Raw genomic sequence first — 21,778 nt, 5'->3', positions numbered from 1 at the left:
TGTCGGTTTCAGGATTTATTTGGGGCAGACGGATTTAAAAAATTCAAACTTGCCCTCATCGTTGATCTTGACCACGACGGCACATTTGTTCGGATCCCCCTCGGGGGTGAAGGTCATATCACCGGTGATGCCCGGAAATTGTTTGATGGATGCCAGGGCATCCTTGACCTTGACACGGTCGGCCTTGAGGTCACCGGAAAGCGTGCCGGTGTTTTTGATGGCCTGGATCATCAGGCCCAGTGAATCCCAGGTCAGGGCGGCCACATCGTCGGGAGTTTTGCCATAGGCGGCGGTATATTCGTCGATGAAGGCTTTGGTCTCACCCTTGGCGCCGGCCGCAGCATAGTGGGTGGAAAAGTAGTACCCCTTGCAGTCATCGCCACAAAGGCCCATCAGGTCGCCGCCCCCCCAGGAGTCGGAGCCCAGAATCGGTTTGGTCCAGCCCATCTCCTTGGCGGCGCGGACGATCAGGGGGACTTCACTGTAATATTGGGGGGTAAAGAGCACATCCGCGCCGGACATCATGATGTTGGTCATCTGGGCGGAAAAATCCTTGTCACCGGTGGTGAAGCTTTCGAAGGCCACAACAGAGCCGGAACCATGGATCTTTTCGAACGCCTCCTTGAAAAATTCAGCCAGCCCCTTGGGGTAGTCGGCAGCAATGTCGTAAAGTACGGCGGCCTTCTTGGCGCCCAGCTCATCAGTGGCGAAATTGGCAGCCACCGGCCCCTGGAAGGGATCCAGGAAGCAGCCGCGGAAAACATAGGGCCGATCAAGCGTGGTATTGGGGTTGGTAGACCAGGGGCTGATCATGGGGGTGGCATAGTTGTTGGCGACATCACCGGCCGGAACGGCCTGGCTGGAGGCCTGGGGGCCGATGATGCCCAGCACGCCCTCTTCGGTGATCAGTTTGGTGCTGACCTTGACGGCGGATTCGGCCTTGTACTCGTTGTCGTCAAAAAGGAACTTCAGGTCATAGGATTTGCCGCCCACCTCGACCTTGGGATTTTTCTTCAAATACATTTCCGCGGCGTTTTTGGATGATGCCCCCACATCCGGGTTGTCACCGGTCAAGGGGATGTTGAAACCGATTTTGATGGCATCCGCCGCGCCGGCATCCACCGCCGCGAACGTGAAGGCCATTACCGCAACCAGGGATAATACCAAAACGACTGAAAATTTACGCATGTCACTCCTCCTTTTGCTGCCGATTGGGTGGGTGTGGATTGGGGGATAAGCACCCCGAAGTGGATAGCGTGCAACCCTACCATGGGCACGTGTGTTTTTCAACGCCATTTTAGCCGGCATCCCCTGCGGGTCAAAGGGAGGCTGCATCGTTTTTGGCCGCCCCATCCGCGACGGGGCGTTGAGCCGTTTCGCGGCCGGTGATCAGCGTGGACGCAGGGTCGCGACCATTTCCTTCAAGATAGCAAGCACATTCCCTCCCCGTTCCCTGGCGATGCGGTGGGCGTCCGCCACGAGCTGCCGGGCGTGTGCTTCCAACCGGGCCCTTTCCGGCAAGGCCTGGCCGGTTCTTTCATATTGCCAGGCCAGGAGGCGAAGGGCCGCTTTGATCTGCTGATTTTTCAAAAAACCCACGTTTGACCTCGCTGCCGCAGCTGATGGCGGATAGGCGGAAACCCGTGGTGGATTCCATGTTAACGCCGGGATAAACCTAATTCCGGCAAAAGTGGATCAAAAAGGTTTCCAGCAGGATTCGGGGGTCCTGGCCGGTTGATTTCATCCGTTTATCGGTGTCGCTCAAGTCAATCGTTGCCCGTGTCAGCGCTTTGACTGAAAAAAGATCTGCCTTTTTAAGCGTCTGATAGACGGGAAACGGGCTTTTGGGATTCCTGGCCAGAACCAGGTCGCTGGATGCGGCCTTGGGGCGTTTTTTAGCCTCAACCGAAGGGTTAAGCATCGTATCCCATTGTTCCAGAAGCACGGCAAAAGCCCCATCGTCTGCCTGAACCGCCTTGAAGGGACCGGCTTTAAACTGCGGGAAGGTTATGCGGGCGGACCACGAGCGGCCCCGGTCCCGCAAAATGAAGTCTTTGGCCAGCAGCAACCGTCGGATCTGATTGGCCAGCGCCGCCAGCAGCTGCAGCGGATGCAGCCCTTCGTCCAGCAGGCGCTTCATGAAGAACAGTGCGGCCGACAGGTCCCGGTCCGCAGCCGCATTGGTAAACTCGAAGATGGGATCCTTGCGGGTGCGCTGCAGCACACGGGTCACATCCGCATCGGTAATCGTCTGGCGGTCGCCGACGAAGCTGATCAGTTTCTCCAGATTGCCGGCAAGGGTGCGCAGATCGAAGCCGGTCCACTGCATCAACCGCTGGCGGGCCTCTTGGACCATTCGTTTACCCGCCTGCACCAGGGCATCATCCATCGCGGCTTGAACCACCGCGTCCTGGGCCATGCGGTCCGCCCGTGTCTCCCCTCCGGGAACGGTGCAGTCCACCACCAGGCCGATTTCATCGATGTGCTTGAACACGGTTTTGCGGCGGTCGACGACATCGGTGGTAATGACAAGGTGATGCCCATCCGGAAAGCCCTTTTCCATTGCTGATTTGAGCAGATCGGCATCATCGCGCCTATCCGGGATTGATAGTGCGTTCTCGCGGCAATAATCCATCAACTGGGTGAACCAGGAGGCCACGCCGCCGTCGACATCGTCGACCAGCTTGTTTCTCAGGGCGGGTGTCTCCAGCTCTTCAAAACTCAGCCCGTTAAGCGCCATCAAGTTCAGAAAAAGCCGCGATGCCTTTTTGAGGTCACCACTTTGGGCGGCCTGCGTCATCTTCTCGCGAAGCCCCTGCTGGGCCTTGGCGGAATAAAAGAGCCGGGCATCCTGGAGCAGCACCACCTTGGCGGCAGTCAGCAGGGCGTAAGTATTCATGCTTGTCAGCGCGTCGCCGATGGTATCTTCATTGCCATCGAAACGGTCTATGCTCAGGAGTCTCTCCGCCTGGGGCAGCAGGACGTCCAGAGCCGCCTCGGCGGCTTTTTTGCAGAGCATTTCCTCACCGCATATCAAGGTCACCGCCGGCCAGCCGGCTGCGGTGGCGTCGCTGAGATATTCTGAAAATGAACTGTACGCGATGGTCGTCATAAAGTCAGCACCGCCGCCTGCCCTTGGCCTGTTTAATCGACGAACGCCAAAAACACTAGGACGGCATTTTTCCCATTACCGCGTGGAAGATAAAAATCGTAATGCCGATGGAGATGGCGCTGTCGGCCACGTTGAATGCAGGCCAATGGTAAACACCCACGTATAAATCCAGAAAATCAACCACCTCGCCAAAACGCAGCCGGTCGACCAGATTGCCTGCGGCCCCCCCGAAAATCATGGCCAGGGCCGACGCCAGATAAGGATAGGCTTTTGGCGTGCTGCGGTAAAAGTAGACAATCAATCCCATGGCGAAAACCGATACGCCGAGGAACAACAGGCTGCGGATTTCAAGGCTGCCGGAGGCCATGAAGCCAAACGCACCCCCGGGATTGCGGATATGGGTCAGGTTGAAAAAGCCGGGGATCACCGAGACGGCATGGTGGAGCGGCAGTTTAGCCAGAACCAGCAGTTTGGTGGCCTGGTCCAGCAACACCACCAGTCCGGCAATCATCGCAAACGGCTTGAAGCCCAAGGAGGGCAGACGGCCGCCGGGTCCCGGTTTCGGTTTCTGTGCATCCATATCCGAACGATCGTCGGTCGGGAAATTGTGCGGATGAGCGGGTCTCATCGGATCTTGATCACGACGTCGCATCCAAGCCTTCCAGCTGCGCCAGCGCGCCGCTGCAGCGGCTGCAGATGGTGGGGTGGCCTTCAATTTTCCCCACGCTGTTATCATGGACCCAGCACCGTTGGCATTTTTCACCGCCGGCAGGTTCGACCTTCACCCAGACACCCGCCGTCTCCTGACCGGCGTAGGCAGCGGGGATTTCGCCGGCCACCACGGCGGCTTGGGAAACGATAAGAATGGAGCGAAGGTCCTCTTGAAAACCAGTCATGAGGGCATATAGGTCATCGGCAAGCCCAACGGTGACCGACGCATCAAGGGAGTGGCCGATCACTTTATCCGCGCGGGCCTGCTCCAGCGCTTTGGTCACCTCAGCCCGCACGCCGATCAGCGCCGCCCATTTTTTAGCCAGGACCTCATCCTTCAGTCCGGCATCCGGTCTGGGGAAAGCGACCAGGTGGATGCTGGGCGCCTTTTCCTTCGTCCCCGGAATATAACTCCAGATCTCCTCTGCCGTAAACGGCATGATGGGAGCCATCATCCGGGCCATGGCATCCAAAATGGCAAGCATGGCCGTCTGGGCGCTGCGCCGGGCAGTTGATGCCGGTGGACTGGTATAAAGCCTGTCTTTTAGGATGTCCAGGTAAAACGAGGAGAGGTCAACGGTGCAGTAGTTGTACAGCCGATGATAAATCACGTGAAACTCGTAGGTATCGTAAGCCTTGAGTACCCGTTCCACAAGCACCTGGAGCGTGTGCAGCGCAAAGCGATCGATGTCCAGCATCTGTTCGTGGCCGACCCTGTCGGTCTCCGGTGAGAAATCATCCAGGTTTCCCAGCAGAAAACGGGCCGTATTCCGAATCCGGCGGTAGGCATCGCTGAGCTGTTTGAGAATGTTGTCGGAAATTCTCACATCGTCACGGTAGTCGGAGGCTGCCACCCACATGCGCAGAATCTCCGCCCCGTATTTGTCGATGACCGTTTTGGGAGCCACAACGTTGCCCAGGGATTTGGACTGTTTTTTTCCTTCGGCATCGACCACAAAGCCATGGGTCAATACACTGCGGTACGGGGCCTCACCCCGGGTGCCCACGGCAGTGAGCAGGGCGCTGTGAAACCAGCCGCGATGCTGATCGCTGCCCTCCAGATACAGATCCGCCGGCCAGTGCAGGTAGTCCCGGTCTTCGAGCACCGCGGCATGGCTCACGCCCGAATCGAACCAGACATCCAGGATGTCGGTCTCCTTGGCAAAGGCCCCGTGGCCGCAACTCTTACAGACTGAACCTTTCGGCAGCAGGTCGGCCGCCTCCTTTTCGAACCACACGTCGGCGCCGTGGGCCGCAAACTGGTCGAAAACCTGGTTCATGACCGCCTCGTCCATATGCACGGCGTCGCAGCGCTCACAGATAAAGACCGTGATGGGAACACCCCAGGCCCGTTGTCGGGAAACACACCAGTCCGGCCTGTTTTCGATCATTCCGTAAATGCGCTCCCGGCCCCAGCGGGGAATCCACTTGACACGGTCGATCGCCTCCAGGGATCTTTTGCGCAGCCCATTCTTGTCCATGGAGATAAACCACTGGGGCGTTGCCCTGAAAATAACCGGTCGTTTACATCGCCAGCAGTGGGGGTAGCTGTGCCTGATGTCGGTTTTGGCAAGCAGCACCCCCTTGTCAGACAGGGTCTGATTGATATTTTCGTTGGCCTTAAAAACGAACTGTCCGGCAAACAGGCCCACCTCGTCGGTAAAAACGCCGTTATCGTTGACCGGCGAGTAGGCCTCCAGCCCATACTGCAGGCCGACTTCGTAATCCTCCCGACCGTGACCCGGTGCGGTATGGACGCATCCGGTTCCCGTTTCCAGGGTGACATGGTCGCCCAGGATGATCAGCGAATCCCGGTCGTAGAAGGGGTGGCGACAGCGCTTGTTTTCCATATCCCGGGCCTTGATATCGACCAGAATGCGGTAGTCGGGGATGCCGAAGATCGTCATGCAGTCTGCCACCAGTTCCCGGGCCAGAATAAGCGTCTGCCCGTCGCCGGTTTCAACGGCCGCATAATCGATATCAGGATGCAGCGCCACGGCCAGGTTGGCCGGCAGGGTCCAGGGGGTGGTGGTCCAGATCACCACGAATACTGTTTTCCCGGCCAGCTCGGCGGAAATATCCGCGGGATTGTCCTTCAGGGCGAACTTGACATAAACCGAAGGCGAGGTTTCATCGTGGTACTCGATCTCGGCCTCGGCCAGGGCCGTGTTGCAGCTACAGCACCAGTGGATGGGTTTCTTGCTGCGGAACAGGCTGCCGTCGAGAGCGAATTTGCAGCACTCTCTGGCAATCACCGCCTCGTAACGGAAATCCATGGTCAGATAGGGGTTGTCCCACTCGCCCATTACCCCAAGGCGTTTGAACTCGTCGCGCTGGATACCGATAAATTTTTCGGCATAGGCACGGCACTGGCGGCGAACCTGGGCCTGGGTCATCTCCTTCTTCCTGGCTCCCAACTCCTTGTCCACGTTATGTTCGATGGGCAGGCCGTGACAGTCCCAGCCGGGAACGTAGGCGGCATCGAAGCCGGCCATCTGGCGGGATCGGATGATAATGTCCTTTAAAATCTTGTTCAGCGCCGTTCCGATATGGATATGGCCGTTGGCATAAGGCGGGCCGTCATGCAGGGTAAAAGCCGGCCGTCCCTTGGACGCCTCCCGGATACGGTCATAAAGTCCATTGCGTTCCCAGGTTTGCAACTGTTCGGGTTCGCGAGCGGCGAGGTTTGCTTTCATGGGAAAGCCGGTATTGGGAAGATTCAGCGTCTTCTTGTAATCCATCGATGCCTCCATAGCGGAATTTTCATGTTAAACAGAGGCTTATACTTTGAAAGCGGGTTCATGTCAAGCCATTAGAAAGGTGAAAACAACGATATTGATCCTTGAAAACGAACCGGTTTTGGGTCAGTATACGGCCTCTACCTAAACGTGTGCGGGAACTGTCAAACGCGCATGAAATGGAAGGATACTGCCAAAGGAGAGATCATGTCGCCCCACCCCATGGAAAAAATCCTCATCATTGGATCAGGCCCGGTCAGGATCGGGCAGTCGGGCGCATACGACGACGCCGCCTGCCGGGCCTGCGAAGTCTTCAGACAGGCAGGCCTTCATACCGTTATGGTCCACTGTGACCCGTCCGCCCTGGCTGCCGACGTGGAAACAGCCGATCGCACCTACATGGTGCCCTTGAACATTCAATCCCTGACTGAAGTCATTTTGAGGGAAAAGCCCGACGCGCTGTTCCCCACCGTCGGCGGGCCGATCGCATTGGGTCTGGCAAAAGCGCTGGTGCGCAACGGCCTGTTGAAAGATATGGGTATTCAACTGATTGGATTGAAAGAGAATGCCTTGGATCTGGTGGATGAACCGCTCCTGTTTTGCGATCGTGTCAACCCACTCGGTCTGACCTGCCCCGACGGGCAAGCCGCCGGCAGCCTGGCCGATGCAGCCGACACTGCGGAAAAGATCGGGTATCCGGTCTTCGTGCGGACAACCGATATCTTAGGTTCCCAGCGCTATGGGACCGCCTTCAATGTGGAGGAGCTGGGCCTGCTCGCTGCCGGAGGACGTCTGCCATCGGACCCAACCGGCGTTTTCCGGATCGAAAAGGGGCTGACCGGATATCGCGAACTGGAAGTCGAATTGCTGCGGGATACCGACAACCGCATGCAGGTCATGGGTATGGCCGAAAATATGGATCCCGTCGGTATCCACAGCGGTGACTCAGCCACCATTCTCCCCCCGATGACCATCGATCAACAGACCCTTCAACGAATCGAAGCGGCGGCATTCAAGCTGGCCGAGTTTACCGGCGTGACCGGTGCCGTACATCTGAAATTTGCCGTTTCACCGGACGCGGACCAGGTGCTGCTTTTGGCTGTGGATACCCGGTTTTCGCGCATGACCGCCCTTTGTGCCAAAGCCTTCGGAATCGATCTTGCAGCCATTCACGCCCGTCTGTCATTGGGCACCGGGCTGGCAGCGGCCCTGCACGCAGACGACTCCCGCATGGCCGCTGCCTGGTCTACCGATACAGTGGTCGTTCGTCTGCCCTGCTGGGAGTTCGAAAGGTTTCCAGGCGAAGCGGCCAGGTTGGATGTCCGAATGAAATCAACCGGAGAGGTCTTCGGCCTCGGCTGCAGTTTTCCGGAAGCCCTTCAAAAGGCCGCCCGGAGCCGCTCCCCGCGGTTCCCACTGTTGGGTCTGCAGCCCGAACTGACTCCGCTCACCGTCGAAGCACTGATGCGCGAGCTGGTTTCACCGGCACCGGACCGTCTGCAGGTCATGCATGAAGCCTTGAAAAAGGGCGCCGATCCGCTGTCGATAACCGCAGTTACTGGGATCGATGTTGGATGGATCCAGCAATTGGCCGGTCTGGCGGACCTGGAAACCGAGTTGGCCGACGCAGCGGGGAAGCCGCTGTCGCCATCGCTGACTGAAAAAGCTGCCGCAGCCGGGTTCAACGAAGCCGGCCTGTCCCGCCTGCTGGGAATTTCGGAGGATTCCGCTGCACAACTGTTGTCCGCCGCCAATTTGAAACTCCGACCCCGGGCGTCGGCTGATGTCGATAGCTCCCGCATCTGGTTCAACACATCCGCAAGCGGGTCAGGGCACCACTCACCCATGGGTAAGAGTGTTCTCATTGTCGGACCCGGCTGCGGTCGCATCGGCCAGAGCATCGAACTGGACCACTGCTGCGTGCACGGGTCCAAGGCCCTGCGTGCGGCCGGCCGGCAAGTAATTTTGGTCACCAGCAACCCCGCTTCGGCATGCGGACTGAAGGATGCCGACCGCATCTACGTGGAACCCGTGACGGCCGCCGACATTAAGGCCGTTTGCCGATCGGAGCGCCCCGACGGCATCATCCTCCAGTTAGGGGGCCACCAGGCCATGGATCTTTACCCGGACCTATGCAATGCCGGCTTCCAGGTATTGGGAACGGTGCATGAACGTGCGGTGCTGTCCCAGGACCGCCTGCAGTTCAGCAACCTGCTGAAGTCTCTGGGTATCCCCCACCCCCAGATCCGAGTCACCGACACACCGGAACAGGCCATGGATATGGCGGAGTCCATCGGTTATCCCCTCGTGGCCAGCCCCCAGACGGACAGGCAGGGAAGCAGGAGATCCATCATTATGGATGCCCGAATGATGGAACAGCATGTGATGAACGCAGCGGTTTCATCCCGTTCGCCGATGCTGCTGGAACAGTTTTTGGAATATGCCATCGAAGTCGAAGCCGACGCTTTATGTGACGGCAGGGCGATTTATCTGCCGGCGGTCATGGAGCATATCGAACTGGCCGGGGTACATTCGGGAGACGCCGCCCTGGTGATACCCCCGTACAGCACCCCACCGCGGCACGTGGAAACCATTCGCGCCATCGTGCAAAAAATCGCTTTGGAGCTCAATGTGAAAGGCTTGCTCAATACCCGCTTCGCCGTTTATAATGACACGGTTTACCTCTTGGCAGCCCATCCATGGGCATGTCGAACCCTGCCTTTGGTCTCCAAAATCTGCAACCTTCCCATGGCCGAGCGGGCGGTCGAGATCATGCTGGGCATGCATCTGGAAGAGATGGACCTGCCCCGCCGGCTGCTGCCCCATTACGGCATCCGGTCCTCGGTGTTTCCCTTTGACACCTTCACGGAGGCCGATCCGTTACTGGGTCCACGCATGCGATCCACCGGTCAGGCCATGGTGTTGTCGGATGGTTTCGGTATGGCCTATTTCACCTCCCAGGAGGCGGCTGGCCCCACCCTGCCATTGAGTGGGAATGTTCTGATCACGGTTACCGACGCGGATAAACCCAGTATCTTGGAACCGGCGCGATTGTTCAAGGAGATGGGGTTCGGCATCCAGGCCACGCGCGGCACGCATGCCTTTCTGAACAAAAACGGCATCAGCGCGCAGCTGGTGAAAAAGCTTGGGTTCGGCCGCCCCGACCTGGTGGACGGCATCAAGACCGGGGAGGTGGCCCTGGTGGTCAATACGCCCAGCGGCACCCAGAGCCAGCAAGATGATGCCCATATCCGCAAAACCGCCATCCGATACAACATCCCGGACATCACCACACCGGCAGGTGCACTGGCGGCAGCCAAGGGAATCGCTGCACGGAAACAAGGACAGGACAGCCTGTGCACGCTGCAGTCTTACGTGCGGACGCTGAAATGAGCGCAAAGCTGATTGCATGCGGCCTTCGACGGCGAATTGGGCGTCAAACTGATTTTGCGGGGTCAATGGATCCGGTGGTTTCGGGCTGTCTCTGGTTGCAAAAAACGGCCGGACATGCCGGCCTGCTGATCTTCAGCCTGACGACATTTGCCTGTCGCCATTGCCGTTTAAGGTCCTGGGACCGCGATCCTCCGACTGCAGATCGCTGTCCTTCAGTCCGGGTGTGAGCCGCACCAAACTGCGCTGAACATCCAGTAGCGGAAGGCGATAGCGGTGAATGTGAATGGCAAAGGGTGTTCCGTTGAGGATGATTGTCCCCGCATCGCGGGGAATCCCGTTTTCATGATCGCGGTCCGTCTGCGGCCCTTTCATGGCCAGAAGGCTGCCACCGGGAGAGAGAAACGGCAGGGCCAGGCGGGAAAAGTCCTGCAGGGATGAAAACGCCCGGCAAACCACGATCGCATACCTTCCACGAAAAGCCGGCAACACGGACAATTCTTCCAGCCGTCCGTGAATCGCGTAGAGACCGCTGAGCCCTAAAGTTCGAATGGCATGTTTGAGAAAAGATACTTTTTTGCGGACGCTGTCCACCATGGTGACCGACAGGTCAGGCCTCATGATGTTGAGCGGTATGCCGGGGAATCCACCGCCGGAACCGGCATCCAGGACCCGGGCACCCGCGTTGATCCACGGCGCCACGGCCAGGGAATCCACATAGTGCTTGAGCGCCACTTCAAGCGGATCGGCAATGGTCGTCAGATTGGTGACGCGGTTCCACTGAAGCAGCTCCAGCGCATGTCGCTGCATGCTTAGCGACTGATCGGCCGAAAGGTCCAGCCCCAGTGCCCTAGCCCCCTCGATCAGCGTCTGCCGCCATCGTTTCGAATCGATTTTCACGCCATGCCTCCACCATCCTGGCCGGATCAGGCGGGCTTGACGCCCCGGAGGACGCCGGATTCATTGGGCCCGCAAAAATCGAGCCGCTGAATATCAACCAGCCCGGCGGTTGCCAGCATACCGGTAAGCTGTCCCTGACTGTACGCCCGCCCGCCTTCGGTTCCCAGCAGCATGTTCAATGAAAACAGCGCCGGAAAAAGCGGCCGGTCCAGACTGTCGTCCAGGATGAATTCATGGATGACAGCGACCCCGCCTGGGTTCAGACAATGGTATGCCTTTTCAATAATGCGCGCGCAACGCTCCTCCGATTCCCCGTGCAGGATATGCGACATCCACACCGCATCGTAGTGTCCGGGTATGTCATCGAGCAGATAATCGCCGGCAGCAAAGGTGACCCGCTGCACCATTTCCATTTTCCGTATCGTGTTTTCTGCAAACGACCGGGAAGTCGGCAGGTCCATCACCGTCGCGGAAAGACCCGGATATTGGCGGCAGAAATGGATTGCATAGGTGCCTGGGCCGCCGCCTAGGTCCAGTAATTTCCTGCAGCCGGAGAGATCGACAACGGTTACCAGCCGCGGCGCCACCTGCATGGCCAGGTTGAACATCCCCATAAGGAACGCCTCGCGTTCCTCCTGCGCTTCCTCCCGCATCGGCAGCCGGATCGGTTTTCCGGTGAGAATCGCTTCGGGCAGCTTTGCCCATGAGCGCATCAAATGGTGGTGGTGCCGGATGATGTAGCCGATGTAGCGCTCGGAATTCAAACACAGGTATGCACGGCTGGCTTCGGTATTGGCATAGCCCGACGCATCTTTAGTCAGCAGGCCCATGGCGGTCACGGCATCCAGAAGGCGGCAGACGGCATCGACCGGTGCATTGAGTTGTCCCGCCACGATCCGCCCCTTCACGCGGCTGTCACCGATCCGGGTGAACAGGTCTAACGCCACGGCTGCGTGCAATGCGCCGGCGGCCCAGTATGCGCCGGATGTTTTGAGGATCGCTTCAGGAGACCAGGGTTGATGATTCATTTGCCCCCCTTGCATGGCTGTCGGGATCCGATTGGGACGATGGCACCTTAACCCATTAGGTAGGGGATTGTGCTCAACTTGTCAACGATTCCGCACTTACCCGTGTTTTGGGGCAACGCTTATCCACTTGCCAAATCCGGTCTGTTTTTGTTAGGTTTATTTCTGCAAGCCGGCGGTTGGCTGCCAATCTCAAAAAAGGCACCGTGGTCCGCCCGACATGGGGATAACGTATGACCGGACAAAGCCGCACTGAATCAGGCACCGCGGTCAGGGATGCAAAGGCTGCCCAGGATCGTTATCGCATCCTTTTCGAACGATCTCCCGACGCGGTAATCGTCAGCGCACCGGACGGCCTGATCCTGGATTTGAATCCCGCTGCAGTGACGTTTCTGGGCGTTGATCCAACCGGCCTGGTCGAGTTGAACATCACCTCTTTTTATGCCCATACGGCGGACCAGGCGCGTCTGATCAGCAAGGTTGAAGAAACAGGCCTCGTACAAAACACGCCTGTGATCTTCGTGGACAGCCGCGGCCAGCTCAAACACTGCCTGGTGACCCTGATGCGGCTGGATAAGCCGGACGGTGGCACCTATGGATACCAAAGTGTCATCCAGGACGTCACCAAACGCAGGCAGGCCGAAAGGAAACTCCTAGGCCAGAAAAATTATGCCGATCAACTGATTGACATTGCCCCGGAAGCCATAGCAATTCTCGACATGGAAGATCGGGTCATCCGCGTCAATGAAGAGTTCTGCCACCTGTTCCAATATACGCGACACGCCTGCGTCGGCCAGCGCATGGATGAACTGATCGTTCCACAGCATCTGAAAGCGGAAAGCCTCTCCCTTTCCGCACGCGCGATTGGTGGGGCATGTTTTGAAGTGGAAACCAGGAGAATGAAAAAAGATGGAACCCTGGTGGATGTCTCCATCCTCGCCAAACCAATCGCCACGGAAAAAGACCAACCGGCCATCTATGTGATCTACCGGGATATCTCCGAACGCAAACGCGCGCAGGAGGCATTGACCAAAAGCGAGCAGCGCCACCGCACCGTGCTGGAAGCAGCGCCCGATCCGGTCATGGTCCGGGACATGGCCGAAAGGATCATCTACCTGAACCCCGCCTTCACGACCGTGTTCGGTTGGACCCTGGATGAATGCCACAACCGTGTTATTGATTTTATTCCCGAAGCAAACCTGCTCGAAACCCAAGAATTCATGGCGAAAATCAAACTGGGAGACGCTTTTTCAGGTGTGGAGACCCAACGCTTGACCAAAGCGGGGCAATTGGTGGATGTTTCCATCAGCGGTGCTGTCTTCTTCGACACCGACGGCAATCCCGAAGGGTATGTCATCACCCTTCAGGATGTCAGTGAACGACGAAAGAAAGACGCGGAGCTGCGCTACGTCGCCTATCATGATGTACTCACCGGGCTTCCCAACCGAAAATCATTTTATATGTGCCTGGACGATATGCTTCAACATTCGAGCCGTCGGGATTCAGACCGCGCCTGGGCGCTGATGTTTCTGGATCTGGATAAATTCAAGCAGGTCAACGATGCACTGGGCCACGACACCGGAGACCGACTGCTCAAAGGGGTGGCGAATCGGCTCAAGGCATCGCTTCGGGAAACAGACCACCTGTTCCGGCTGGGCGGTGATGAATTTACGGTAATCCTGACCAACCTGAACCGTGACATCGATGTCGCCCGCGTGGCCCGTAAAATCTTGGAATCACTTGTCCAGCCGTTCCGATTCAACGGCCACGAGATATTTACCTCCACGAGCATCGGCATCAGCGTCTTTCCCAATGACGGCTGGGATGTGGAAGGCCTGGTAAAAAATGCAGACATGGCCATGTACACCGCCAAGGAAAGCGGCGGGGGCGACTTTCGGTTCTTTACCGAGGAGATGAACCGCAAAGCCCTGTACCGAATGAAAATGGAAAGCAGCCTGAGAAAAGCCCTGGACCAGAATGAGCTCGTGCTTTACTACCAGCCGCTGGTCAGCCGAAACAACCGCATCGAGGGCATGGAAGCCCTGCTGCGATGGCACCACCCCGATCTGGGGCTCATTCTGCCTGCTGATTTTATCCGCATCACCGAGGAAACCGGCATCATCGTTCCAGTGGGAAGGTGGGTCCTGCAAACCGCCTGCGCGCAGGCCAAGCGATGGCATGACATGGGATTCCCCGATCTGTTCGTCGCCGTCAACCTCTCCGCCAGACAGTTTCAGGAGCCAGATTTTGAGCAGATGGTGGTTGACATCATCACTGCCTCCGGACTGCCTCCGGAGAGCCTCAAACTGGAAGTCACCGAGAGCAGCGTGATTCAGAATCCGGAAGTCTGCATCGCAAAAATGAATGCCCTGCGGGCCAAGGGGATCACCTTCTCGATCGACGATTTCGGCACCGGATACTCCTCCCTGAGCTACCTGAAACGCTTTCCCATCGACGCTTTGAAAATCGACCGGTCGTTCATCTCCGACGCAATGAAAAGCAAGGCGGACCAGGAGATTGTCAAAACCATCATCGCCATGGCCCGCAACCTGAATATCGATGCCGTTGCCGAGGGTGTGGAAACCCAGGAGCAGAAGGATTTTCTGGCGAGCCACGGATGCGACAGCATGCAGGGATTTCTTTTTGCCCATCCGGTCCCCGTGGACAAGTTCAAAGACCTGTTGGAACACCAGAGGAAGACGTCCGACCCGACAGACCCAAAGACCTGAAAAATCATTGGGACTTTATCGATCCATCCGCAATCCGGAGTTCATCATGCGTTTTCGCCCTTGTATTGATCTGCACGATGGCGTGGTAAAACAGATTGTCGGTGCCACGCTGTCCGATGGCGAAGCCAATGGTCTGAAAACAAACTTTCAAACACAAAGGCCCGCCGGCTGGTTTGCGGACCTGTATCGGCGGGACAACCTTACCGGCGGTCACATCATCCGGCTGGGCGGAGGAAATGCGGCGGCAGCCCGGTCGGCCCTGTCCCGGTGGCCGGGCGGCATGCAGGTAGGCGGTGGTATCGATGTCGGCAATGCCAGCCAATGGCTGGATGCCGGCGCCAGCCACGTCATCGTCACCTCTTGGGTCTTCCACGAGGGTCAAATCCACATGGCCCGCCTCGGGGAACTGCGTCAAAAAATCGGAAAAACCCGCCTCGTGCTTGACTTGAGCTGCCGAAAGCGCGGCCATGATTATCTGGTCGCCACCAACCGCTGGCAGACATTCACCGACGAGGTGGTCACACACCGCCTCATGGACCGCCTCTCCGAATACTGTGATGAATTTCTCATCCATGCCGTGGATGTCGAAGGCCGCTGCGCAGGTATCGAAACCGACCTGGTGGCCTATCTGGGAGGCTGGGAGGGTCGGCCGGTCACCTATGCGGGCGGTATATCCAGTCAGGAGGATATTGATTTGATCGCGACCCTGGGAAACGAGAGGATCGATTTCACCGTAGGCAGTGCCCTGGACATTTTCGGCGGAACCGGGCTGCGTTATAACGACCTGGCCCGGCGCTATGGACCATAAACAGCCGGTCAGGCTGCCCGCGAAGCGGGTCAGCTGCAATGCATGCATTCTTTTGAATGCGGTAATCGACTTCGCATGCCTTGCACAATAAAAAGGGGCTGAATGACATCCAGCCCTTTGTGTTCGATGCTTTTGGACGCGGCATCCGGACTTGAACCGGAGAATGGAGGCAGGTGTTTAAACCAAAGATTATGGTTTCCCATAAACGATAGCTTTGATTTCTGCATTCTTGGCGATTTTAAAAACCGATTCAAATATCATGACCTTGCGCCCCTCTTCGTCAAAAATATTACATGAACCCTTAATGATAGAACCATCGCGTTCGGCAACGCTTGCCTTTGCCTCGAGGATGCCCTGCTTCACTGGATGAAGAAAACGGTTCTGCATGGATAGGGTGGCGAAATGGGTTCCGGGCAAGACAACACTCTTAATAGCCATCACCACGGCTGTGTCTGCCAAGCTGACCATTGCGCCGCCATGCATCAGACCGGCACCTTGAGCGAGTGACTCGATAAAAGGCATTCTTAGAATAGCCTCACCAGCCTCAGCCTTGACAATTTCCATGCCCAGCATTTTTTCGAACGGTGCACAGCTAATCCATGCAGGCATAGTGAAACGGTGAGGACCAGTGTGGTTGCTCTTATTCATGGCCATGTTGTAATGGAATCAATGTATGATCGCTTCGCATTTAAACTGCGCCTCCTTTTCGCTTTTTATACCTTCAAGTTTGTTGAGCATATCACATGGGGCATCGATTTAAACATTTTAGTGGCATCAACGACTCATCCAGTAAAATAGGCCTGGCAGATCGGCGATGCCGATGGTCAAGAAAACGGTGTCCTCCGTGGCGTTGATGACATCCCGGGCACCCAGGCTGATGCGCACCCGGTTTTTCAGCAAATTGACATGCACGTCCACGCCGAAAGTCGTCTGGTCGCTTTCTTTCGGATGGGTCCAGTTATGGTAAACGGCCGGTGTGATGCCCCACCCCGAAAAAAGGGATGTTTTTTCAAGTCGCGTCAGATCCAGACCCAGGACCCCGTAATTTTCGCGGTCTTCGTCCGCATTGGAATTGACCACACCGCCGGTGAAGCCCAAACCCATGCGCAAACCGGCATTGATGCGGTTGAAATTCCAGGTCGGCTGCCAATAAAACACGACATCGCCGTCCATGAAATCAAATGACGTTTCATAGGGGATGATGTTGCGCCAGAACCAGGATTCAGGGGCCGTCGAGGGCGATAGGGTGAAATCCGGGTATTTGTAGGTGGCGGTCCGAAGGGTCAACGCACCGGCTCCCATGAGGGTGGGATTGGCCTGAACCTGTTTTTCAGGATCCGGTTCGCGGGCCTGGTAGACGGCATCCGCCTGCTGTTCGAGGTAGACCAGACGGTTGGTTACCCGGTTGACCAGTTCGTGGGCCCAGTATTGGGGATCGTCCATGATCAGGGTAAGCAGCGAGGTTTCCCCTTGAGGAGATGGCGTCGGTGCGAAACCCTCGGCCTTGAGGTGCTCGAAAAAGGCCTGTTCGGTTGAGAGAAGCTCCTCGGTCGGGCGATCACGCCGAGCGGGAGCCAGGTAAGCCAGGTCGAGGCCTTCGAAGATGATGCGCATATCGCGATCTTCGGGCGGCATGGGGTCGTAGGCAAAGCGCAACCCACCTTCCCCGCCGAATTCCTGCCGGGCCATCATGGCAAATACATACCGGCTCTTGGGGTTGTCGGCGATCCCGACCAGCCGGTAGAGCTGTTCGCTCAGGCGGTCACGGCAGCTCAGACGCTGATCCTGCTGGTCCCCAGCGGGGAGATTCTGCATGCACTGGATATTGGCAATGGTCAGGATGGCGTCGTAAACCCCGACGGTGTAATCGTACTCACGGAATTTGTAGTCCAGAAACGCGCCGAAGTCGTCGAGCAGGGTGCCGGTGATGGAACCGCCGCGGCTGGTCACCTGCATCAGGCGATCCGAATCGATGGAAAGGGCCGACCGTTGTATTTCTTTGGCAAGGTTCTCCTCGTCGGGCAGGACCTGTGCGGAGAGATCCGTGAGCACCTTGGCCAGCTGCATTCTCAGGCGCCTGGCGTCAATCGCACATTCGGCATCATAGCCAATAATTTGCATCGACGATGAAGGCGGGCGGCATGTCCCGGCAATGCCCGCCTGAAGCAGGGCCCGGGCGGAAAGGGGTCCGAAGACAGGCGGCATCCGGTAGCTGTGGGTGAGTTCCAAAAGACGGGCAGTATGGCGCAGCCGATCCCCGCACGCCGGTTGGCCGTCAAAATAGGGCAGACCGGCGTTACAATTCACGTCAAGTGCTTCGGCCTCGATCGTATCGGCCATCTTGCGGGCCAGCTGGGAAAGGTTGAAACGCCAGTTGTCACCGGTCAGCTCCCGGTAGAGCTCATACTTGCGGGCCGTGCCGATGGCACCGCCTAAGACCACCGATTCCGATCCCAGGTCGAAGGTCAGGGTACGACAGGCCTCCGGCGGGGTGTCGCCGTCGCAGGCACGTTTTTCCGGCGCCACATGAATTTGATGCCGTTCCCGGTTGGGGTCGACATAAATGTACTTGACCGGCAGGGGCATTTTCTTGTGCAGCGCGCTGGATTCGGCCAGCGTGCGGGCCAGACCGATGGGCAGGTTGTCGAACAGGCCGCCGTCGGCAAATTCGGCCTCGGTCAGTTCGTATCCTTCCGGGCACACGCCTGCAGGTTCTCCTGAACCGTTGGTCACCGTGGACCTTGCGGCGTTGGTCGTGTCAGTCGCGATTCCCATACGCCGGCAATATTGCAGGCGCTTGCGACCGAAACCGATGGGGAAGGCGCTGGTCGTCATCAATACATCCTGAACCTGCTGGTCGGAAACGGTGAAAGGCGCGTCGTCGGCCGCCCAGGGCATGAGGATCATCGCCGGGTCGGAAAGGGCGGGATAGTCGTGGGGGTCGAAAAAGAATGCGGCGCTGCCGTCCGCCTGCGTGCGCATTTCAAAGGGGATGTAAAAGCGCTGGTTGCTCACGGCAACGCCGTTGACGAAGAGAGTGTCCGGTTGCACCCGGGTTACCGTGACCCCCATGGGCAGCCGCAGACCGGCGCGAAACGTTCCCGGCCGGCGCCATTTTTCGCTGAGTTCCCGGGCAACCGCGACGAGATCTCTGCGGGACAGCATGGCGTCATCGGGCAGGTACTGGGGGGAATCGGGCTCGATGGGCAGCAACCGGTTCACATCGGGGGTCAGCCAGACATCCCGGAAAATATTCTCATCGATGCGATTGGCGAAGCCGCCGTCACGTTCCGGTTTGACCGACCAGGCCATCGCGGCGAGCAGGGTGTTGATCCCGCCCGCCGATGTTCCGGCAATACTGGCAATGTCGACGGCCCGCGGCTCGCCGCCCAGCACCCCGATCTCGGTGTTCTGCACCTGGCGAAGGACTTCGACCAAGCCCCAGATCAGCCCGGCCTCATAGGCGCCCTTGCTGGCGCCACCGCTGATGGCCAGTGAAAAACGATTGGGGTAGGTGTCATCTGCGGCAGATAAGGGGCAAGTGAGCGACGACAATAGGATTATAACGAGCAGGGCTGACTTCAAAGGCCGGACTGGCATGCTTCGTCCTCTTTTGTTGTTAGCGATGGTTGACGGGTTCGACCTCTTTTGGCGTTGGGCGATCGTAGGCAAGGTGAATTTGTGAAAGCGCATTTACTCTGGCCCTTTATCTTCTCCACGGTCTGCTTTTTCTCCACCATCGCTTCCTTGAGCGGCCATGAGCAACCAGTCCACATCGTACTGGTCCCCGTATTTGTGGAAAGACTCTACCAGCGCGATGAATTTCTTGCGTTCGGACGCGGAGGCAGCGTCCTTGACATCTTCCCACCGAGATCGTCAAAAGAAATAGCGCAGGTACAACTGCAATCCCGAGTAGGCGAATTCTACATTGCCTCTGAAATCGATTGACGGATAGTCTTCCCCATCCGCTTCCAATGCGACTCTCAGGGTGTCAAATCCCAGCCCCAGGCCCACATGCGCCCAGGGGTTGTACTCGATCGCCGCCTTGAATTCAAATACCGATCCAGTGAAACTGTCGTATTCCAAATAAAAGATCTGCGTTCCGCTTCGAAGAAACCATTTGGGGGTCAGGGCGACATCCATGCGTAGTCCGAAGACCGGCAAGGGGGCGGTAAAACTCGCCGACCCGTCCTCATCGACGACGCCAGCGGACCTTAGGCCGAAGTCCAAGGGCATGAGGAACAGGCCGATTCCCACCGCCAAGTCGACGCGGTCATCCTGGAAGAAGGAGTAGCTGTAGGCCAGTTCATAAATGTCAAAGTCAAAGTGGGTTTCGACGGTGCTGCCGGCATCGATCGTAATCGGGTTGCCATCCTTGTCTTCGATGGTGATGTCCTGACCGATCTGCCGGGTAGCGTCTCTGTTGAGCGAAAACCAGGTGAAATCCAGACGATGGCGCTGGTTGTCGGAAAAACGCCACAAGGCATCCGCACGGAAAACGGTATTGGTCGCGTCCAAATTGAGCGCCTCTTCCGCATCGATGTTTAACCCGATGCCGGATCCGATGCGAAAACTGGTGTCCGTCGCAGAAACGAAAACACCCAGATTGACGCCGAACGTTTCCCACGGTGAATCCCCGGCTGCATTTTTCTGCGCTGCGTTAGCTTGCGAAAAGGCCAATAGGACTGCCATCGCTGCAAAAAAGCCAATTGACAGGACGTTTATCTTTTTTGATTGCATGCCTTTCCTTTCTTAAAATATCGGAGTGGCTGTCTGGTAAGGTTTTCCACACGGGCAGATTTTTTACTTTAACCCGACTTGCTTCATGGCGTCCTTACACCGCGAACTGACCTTCGAATCGTTTTTCTCAAGGCAATCCTTAAGCCGCCCATTTCCAGCGGCAACACCCATGCAGAACTGATCCAGGTCGTCGGTACACTCGTTGACCACGTAGGACAACGCGGCCACGGCCCGCTCCAACTGCGCCGCGGCGTCATAGAGCGCGTATTCGCATTTTCCCGACAATTTATCGCCGTGGGCATAAAGACAGGCCAGCACGCGACCCTCACCAGGGGTCACATCCTTGCAGTAGGTGTCGATTTCTGCCTTGCAGCCGTTGGCCACAGTCTCCACCAGGCTCTGCTGAGCCCCGGCGGAAACTGCAAATAATAACGTGACACAGATGGCAATGCTCAAAATGGAACCGGTCTTCATGATCTTTCCCTCCTTTTAAATTGGTAAGATCCGCCTCGAACAGACGGAAAAGTTCATTTTATTTGTTTATTATTGCAAAGGTTTCCCGATCTATCCAATTGCCATCCCTCAAACGGGCGGCATGCAGAACCCCTTGACCGCTTTTGGACTCCGAACCGCGATTGCAGCGCAGCTTGTACTCGAATTTATAAAACACTTCCGCTTGATGACCAGGCATCACGTCACTGATCCCTACTATTTCCATTTTCATATGCTCTGTAAGACAGGAGCCTGTGTCTCCGGGCGCTTTCTTTTCCAAATACGCTTTGACAAGCGCTTCGTCAGGGCCGGTCGATTCAGCGCTGCTGGTTTCAGTGGCCAAAACAGGTGAAAAAAATACCACGGCAATTAAAAAGACGACGGCAAAAATTGGTGGTGTTTTCATAACAGTCTCCTTGGATTGTGTATGTTGCAGACAACCGAGATTCGAATCGTCAAAATCAAAGGCATTTGCATACAATTTGTTTAAGAACGGCAAACTGTTTCCTTGAATCCATGGGTGCCTTTATCGGTTCATGGTTATGGAGCCAGTTTGCCGGAAGTCACTTTCCCACACTGGAAAACAATATCCCAGGCTACTTATTGGCTTCAAAGCTGAACTTCTGTCCGCCCACGGCAGCTTCATACATCAGCCCGCCTTTGGCGTGAACGAACACGGCCATGCCCTTGTGGTAACTCGTTGGGGCCTGCTTTCCGGTTGCTGGGCCGGCACTGGCTCCGGCAGTGGCACCACCGGTACCTGCGCTTGCCTGTGCGCCAGCGGTAATGGCGACCGCAGACGCGTCGGCGCCCAATTCGAAGCTGCCTCCGGTGAATTCATCATAAGCGCGTTTGTCCTGGAAAAAGATCATCTGGCTGAAGGCCTGTCCGCCGGCCTGCAAACCGATGGTCGCCTTGATCAGCTTGGTGGTGCCGGTGGCCTTGCCCTGCGCATACACCCGGCCGGTGCCATATGAACCCCCGACGACAAATCCCCCCTTGCCCACTGTCGGGAAAACCGCATACCCGTAGGAATTATCCAAAAAAGGCTTCACCACCGGGGATTTGGCAAAAACTTCAACCGTATCCGTGTACTCATCGGCCTGGGCCAAATTGAAACCGGCCGCAGCCAT

The 21,778-nt window shown here is 57.3% G+C and carries 16 protein-coding genes; 3 read left to right on the top strand and 13 right to left on the bottom strand.

Annotated elements, in window-relative coordinates:
• Positions 1-15: 15 nt before the first annotated feature.
• The 5 genes from R6V78_RS02905 to ileS all read right to left on the bottom strand — a co-directional run bounded on the left by R6V78_RS02905 (position 16) and on the right by ileS (position 6,564).
• Positions 16-1,188 (bottom strand): ABC transporter substrate-binding protein, encoded by a 1,173-nt coding sequence (locus tag R6V78_RS02905; protein ID WP_410287824.1) that lies wholly within the window; start codon positions 1,186-1,188, stop codon positions 16-18.
• A 201-nt stretch (positions 1,189-1,389) separates the two neighbouring features.
• Positions 1,390-1,599: a hypothetical protein gene (locus R6V78_RS02900; protein WP_410287823.1), complete on the bottom strand. Its 210-nt coding sequence runs from the start codon at positions 1,597-1,599 to the stop codon at positions 1,390-1,392.
• A gap of 76 nt (positions 1,600-1,675) precedes the next feature.
• Positions 1,676-3,112, bottom strand: a complete 1,437-nt coding sequence (gene holA, locus R6V78_RS02895) for a DNA polymerase III subunit delta (RefSeq protein ID WP_410287822.1) — start codon at positions 3,110-3,112, stop codon at positions 1,676-1,678.
• A gap of 55 nt (positions 3,113-3,167) precedes the next feature.
• Positions 3,168-3,692 (bottom strand): signal peptidase II, encoded by a 525-nt coding sequence (lspA, locus tag R6V78_RS02890; RefSeq protein WP_410287821.1) that lies wholly within the window; start codon positions 3,690-3,692, stop codon positions 3,168-3,170.
• A gap of 58 nt (positions 3,693-3,750) precedes the next feature.
• Positions 3,751-6,564 (bottom strand): isoleucine--tRNA ligase, encoded by a 2,814-nt coding sequence (gene ileS / locus R6V78_RS02885; protein ID WP_410287820.1) that lies wholly within the window; start codon positions 6,562-6,564, stop codon positions 3,751-3,753.
• A gap of 171 nt (positions 6,565-6,735) precedes the next feature.
• On the opposite strand from ileS, the gene carB reads away from it, so the two are divergent.
• Positions 6,736-9,954, top strand: coding sequence for a carbamoyl-phosphate synthase large subunit (gene carB / locus R6V78_RS02880; protein ID WP_410287819.1), 3,219 nt, complete (start codon positions 6,736-6,738; stop codon positions 9,952-9,954).
• A 132-nt stretch (positions 9,955-10,086) separates the two neighbouring features.
• Here the strand turns inward: carB and rsmG are convergent, their stop codons facing one another.
• Both rsmG and R6V78_RS02870 read right to left on the bottom strand, forming a co-directional pair.
• Complete coding sequence (rsmG, locus tag R6V78_RS02875; RefSeq protein ID WP_410287818.1) at positions 10,087-10,851, bottom strand: 16S rRNA (guanine(527)-N(7))-methyltransferase RsmG; 765 nt, start codon at positions 10,849-10,851, stop codon at positions 10,087-10,089.
• A gap of 26 nt (positions 10,852-10,877) precedes the next feature.
• A complete protein-coding gene (locus R6V78_RS02870) occupies positions 10,878-11,879 on the bottom strand; it encodes a methyltransferase (RefSeq protein ID WP_410287817.1) in 1,002 nt (333 codons plus the stop codon).
• Positions 11,880-12,109: 230 nt separating this feature from the next.
• Here R6V78_RS02870 and R6V78_RS02865 point away from each other — a divergent pair, with 230 nt between their 5' ends.
• Positions 12,110-14,605 (top strand): EAL domain-containing protein, encoded by a 2,496-nt coding sequence (locus R6V78_RS02865; protein ID WP_410287816.1) that lies wholly within the window; start codon positions 12,110-12,112, stop codon positions 14,603-14,605.
• Positions 14,606-14,651: 46 nt separating this feature from the next.
• Complete coding sequence (gene hisA, locus R6V78_RS02860) at positions 14,652-15,413, top strand: phosphoribosylformimino-5-aminoimidazole carboxamide ribotide isomerase (protein ID WP_410287815.1); 762 nt, start codon at positions 14,652-14,654, stop codon at positions 15,411-15,413.
• A gap of 189 nt (positions 15,414-15,602) precedes the next feature.
• Here hisA and R6V78_RS02855 read toward each other — a convergent pair whose 3' ends face one another.
• From R6V78_RS02855 to R6V78_RS02830, 6 genes are all read right to left on the bottom strand, one after another.
• A complete protein-coding gene (locus R6V78_RS02855) occupies positions 15,603-16,067 on the bottom strand; it encodes a PaaI family thioesterase (RefSeq protein ID WP_410287814.1) in 465 nt (154 codons plus the stop codon).
• A 120-nt stretch (positions 16,068-16,187) separates the two neighbouring features.
• Positions 16,188-19,013, bottom strand: a complete 2,826-nt coding sequence (locus R6V78_RS02850) for a patatin-like phospholipase family protein (RefSeq protein ID WP_410287813.1) — start codon at positions 19,011-19,013, stop codon at positions 16,188-16,190.
• A gap of 276 nt (positions 19,014-19,289) precedes the next feature.
• On the bottom strand, positions 19,290-20,093 hold the full coding sequence (locus tag R6V78_RS02845) for a hypothetical protein (RefSeq protein WP_410287812.1): 804 nt from the start codon (positions 20,091-20,093) through the stop codon (positions 19,290-19,292).
• 123 nt (positions 20,094-20,216) lie between these two features.
• Entirely contained in the window at positions 20,217-20,627 is a 411-nt protein-coding gene (locus R6V78_RS02840; RefSeq protein WP_410287811.1) for a cysteine rich repeat-containing protein, read from the bottom strand.
• A gap of 58 nt (positions 20,628-20,685) precedes the next feature.
• Entirely contained in the window at positions 20,686-21,051 is a 366-nt protein-coding gene (locus R6V78_RS02835; RefSeq protein WP_410287810.1) for a hypothetical protein, read from the bottom strand.
• A gap of 190 nt (positions 21,052-21,241) precedes the next feature.
• Positions 21,242-21,778, bottom strand: a 537-nt coding sequence (locus R6V78_RS02830) for a YSC84-related protein (RefSeq protein ID WP_410287809.1), incomplete at its 5' end; no start/stop codon positions are given.

This window comes from Desulfosarcina sp. (genome assembly GCF_046496365.1).
Lineage (GTDB): Bacteria > Desulfobacterota > Desulfobacteria > Desulfobacterales > Desulfosarcinaceae > Desulfosarcina.
Note: the sequence above shows the minus strand (reverse complement) of the source record. Positions and strands in the feature narration are given on the sequence as shown.

What these genes read in the sequence shown, in the direction of transcription:
- hisA (WP_410287815.1), top strand. Translation starts at nt 14,652, where the DNA reads ATGCGTTTTCGCCCTTGTATTGATCTGCACGATGGCGTGGTAAAACAG.
- ileS (WP_410287820.1), bottom strand. Translation starts at nt 6,564, where the DNA reads ATGGATTACAAGAAGACGCTGAATCTTCCCAATACCGGCTTTCCCATG.
- R6V78_RS02850 (WP_410287813.1), bottom strand. Translation starts at nt 19,013, where the DNA reads ATGCCAGTCCGGCCTTTGAAGTCAGCCCTGCTCGTTATAATCCTATTG.
- lspA (WP_410287821.1), bottom strand. Translation starts at nt 3,692, where the DNA reads ATGGATGCACAGAAACCGAAACCGGGACCCGGCGGCCGTCTGCCCTCC.
- R6V78_RS02835 (WP_410287810.1), bottom strand. Translation starts at nt 21,051, where the DNA reads ATGAAAACACCACCAATTTTTGCCGTCGTCTTTTTAATTGCCGTGGTA.
- holA (WP_410287822.1), bottom strand. Translation starts at nt 3,112, where the DNA reads ATGACGACCATCGCGTACAGTTCATTTTCAGAATATCTCAGCGACGCC.
- R6V78_RS02865 (WP_410287816.1), top strand. Translation starts at nt 12,110, where the DNA reads ATGACCGGACAAAGCCGCACTGAATCAGGCACCGCGGTCAGGGATGCA.
- carB (WP_410287819.1), top strand. Translation starts at nt 6,736, where the DNA reads ATGAAATGGAAGGATACTGCCAAAGGAGAGATCATGTCGCCCCACCCC.
- R6V78_RS02855 (WP_410287814.1), bottom strand. Translation starts at nt 16,067, where the DNA reads ATGGCCATGAATAAGAGCAACCACACTGGTCCTCACCGTTTCACTATG.
- R6V78_RS02870 (WP_410287817.1), bottom strand. Translation starts at nt 11,879, where the DNA reads ATGAATCATCAACCCTGGTCTCCTGAAGCGATCCTCAAAACATCCGGC.
- R6V78_RS02905 (WP_410287824.1), bottom strand. Translation starts at nt 1,188, where the DNA reads ATGCGTAAATTTTCAGTCGTTTTGGTATTATCCCTGGTTGCGGTAATG.
- R6V78_RS02840 (WP_410287811.1), bottom strand. Translation starts at nt 20,627, where the DNA reads ATGAAGACCGGTTCCATTTTGAGCATTGCCATCTGTGTCACGTTATTA.